This is a genomic window from Streptomyces alkaliphilus (assembly GCF_014141535.1).
In the GTDB taxonomy this organism is placed as follows: domain Bacteria; phylum Actinomycetota; class Actinomycetes; order Streptomycetales; family Streptomycetaceae; genus Streptomyces; species Streptomyces alkaliphilus.
Genome location: NZ_VKHT01000843.1, coordinates 1 through 2,209 on the forward strand (window position 1 = coordinate 1; position 2,209 = coordinate 2,209).

The following is a 2,209-nucleotide window of genomic DNA, read 5'->3' on the forward strand; positions in this document are numbered from 1 at the left end:
CGGCCTCCGGGGTCGGGGCCGTTCCGGTCGGCCGCCCCGACCCCGGAGGCCGGGGGCCGGGGCGGGGCCCGGGTCAGAGATCGGCGACCATCCCGGCGATCATGGCCCGGGAGGCGTCCGTCGAGGCCGCCTCGATGACCAACTGGTTCATCACGTGCCGGTAGTGCTCCACGTCGGCCGTCCGGTCCACGTAGTGGCCGCTGAGCGGCTGTTCCAGGTAGACGATGTCCGGCAGGTCGTCCACGGGGGGACGCAGCAGCATGATCGGGCCGCCCATCGCGGGGTGCCCACCGGCGGAGAAGGGCATCACCTGGATGGTGACGTTCGGCAGCTCGGACATCTCCAACAGGTGCCGCAACTGGGCCCGGTGGACGCGGGGCCCGCCGAGCGGACGGCGCAGCGCCGCCTCGTCGATGACCACCCACAGCTTGACCGGGGGGACGCGGTGCAGGGCCCGGCGGCGCTCGATCCGCAGCTCCACGCGGCGTTCGACCGTCCTGTCCGTCTCGCCGTCGCGGGTGAGGCGGAACAGCTCCCTGGCGTAGTCCTCGGTCTGCAGCAGACCCGGGATGAACTGGAGTTCGTAGGAACGGATCATGTCGGCCGCCTGCTCGAGGCCGAGGAACAGCTCCAGGTGCCGGGGGACCACGTCGTGGTAGGTGTGCCACCAACCGGGGGTGTTGGCCTGCTCGGCGAGGGCGAGGAGGGTGGCGCGGTCGGCCTCGTCGGTGACGCCGTACAGGGTCAGCAGGTCGGCGACGTCGCGCGTCTTGAAGCCGGTGCGGCCCGCCTCCAGACGACTGATCTTGGAATGGGAGGCCCGGATGACGTCCCCGGCCTCACTGCCGGTGACCCCGCACTGCTCGCGCAGTCGGCGGAGTTCGGCGCCGAGCATCATCCGGGGGACGGTGGGGCCCGTCGCCGTGCCGGGCCCTCCCCGTCCCGGCTCCCCGGTCCGGGCACCCTCCGGTGTCATGAGGCTCATGTCCGTTCCCATACCGTCGCCGTCACTCCGTCTCGCCTCCGGGACACGCCCCGTGCCCCGCTCGTCCGGTGCGGGCGGACGGTGACCACCGATCGCCCGCACCCCCCCTTCCGGGGTCAGCATGTCACGGCTTGCGCCCCACCGCGCCGGCCGCGTGAACCCCCGCCGGGGGCTCGAACGGGCTGGGTTCGGGCCGCCATTCGTAGCAGGGCACCACCCCGGGCTCGACGAGTTCCATGCCGGTGAAGAACCGTGCGATGCGCTCGTGGCTGCGCAGGTGGTACACCACGGCGCCGCGCTCGTTGTGCATCCGCTGCGCCTCGTTCAACTCCGGGCTGGTGTCGGTGCCGTCGCAGATCACCAGGTGGCTGCCGGAGGGGAGGGCGGCCGTCAGCCGGGCGAGGACGTCGTCGGCCACCTCCTCGTCGTAGTGACCGAGGATGCCGCTGAGCACCAGGGCGATCGGGCGGTCGAAGTCCAGGGTGTCGGCGGCGGCGCGCAGGATGGCGTCGGTGTCCCGCAGGTCGGCGTCGAGGTATGCGGTGGCGCCCTCGGGGGTGCTGGTGAGCAGGGCCCGGGCGTGGGCGAGGACCAACGGGTCGTTGTCCACGTAGACGATGCGGCTCCCGGGGGCCACCCGCTGGGCGACCTCGTGGGTGTTGTCCACCGTGGGCAGCCCGGTGCCGATGTCGAGGAACTGACGGATACCGGCGTCCTCGGCGAGGTGCCGGATGGCGCGGGCCAGGAAGTGGCGGAAGGCCCGGGCGTTGTCCGCGATGGCGGGGAACGCGGCCGCGAATTGGTCGGCGGCGATACGGTCCGCCTCGTAGTTGTCCTTGCCGCCGAGCCAGTAGTTCCACATCCGGGCGGAGTGCGGCACCGAGGTGTCGAGGCCGGGGTTGGGCCGCCGGTGGGTGGAGGATGCGTCGTCTGTCACGGAGGAGTCTCCCGGATATGCGTCGGTCACAGGGCGCTTCGAACACCGGTCCCCGCGTCGAGCGCCCGGGAAGCCGTCCGTGCACGACAACATCCATGATGCGTGTGGCAGTTGACACCGGCACGGGCGGCGAATCGCCAGCCTACCCGCCCGTTCACCAACCAGCCAGGTCCTGTGGTGCCACCCTGTCCGGGACCTCCCGGCCGCGATGCTCCGGGAAGGGGGTGAACACCGCGCGGCGGGGATTCGAACACCGCGCGAGTTGGTTCGGTCACCCCGATCCGGCC

2 protein-coding genes are annotated in these 2,209 nt (G+C 72.0%); both read right to left on the reverse strand.

Translation table 11 applies throughout. The features are described 5' to 3' along the window. Positions 1–73: 73 nt before the first annotated feature. A complete protein-coding gene (locus tag FNQ90_RS20370; protein ID WP_306663119.1) occupies positions 74–985 on the reverse strand; it encodes a helix-turn-helix domain-containing protein in 912 nt (303 codons plus the stop codon). 124 nt (positions 986–1,109) lie between these two features. Continuing rightward, positions 1,110–1,922, reverse strand: coding sequence for an SAM-dependent methyltransferase (locus FNQ90_RS20375; protein ID WP_323380094.1), 813 nt, complete (start codon positions 1,920–1,922; stop codon positions 1,110–1,112). Positions 1,923–2,209 lie beyond the last annotated feature (287 nt).

Coding starts and splice junctions, on each gene's coding strand:
- FNQ90_RS20370 (WP_306663119.1), bottom strand. CDS start 985: ATGAGCCTCATGACACCGGAGGGTGCCCGGACCGGGGAGCCGGGACGG.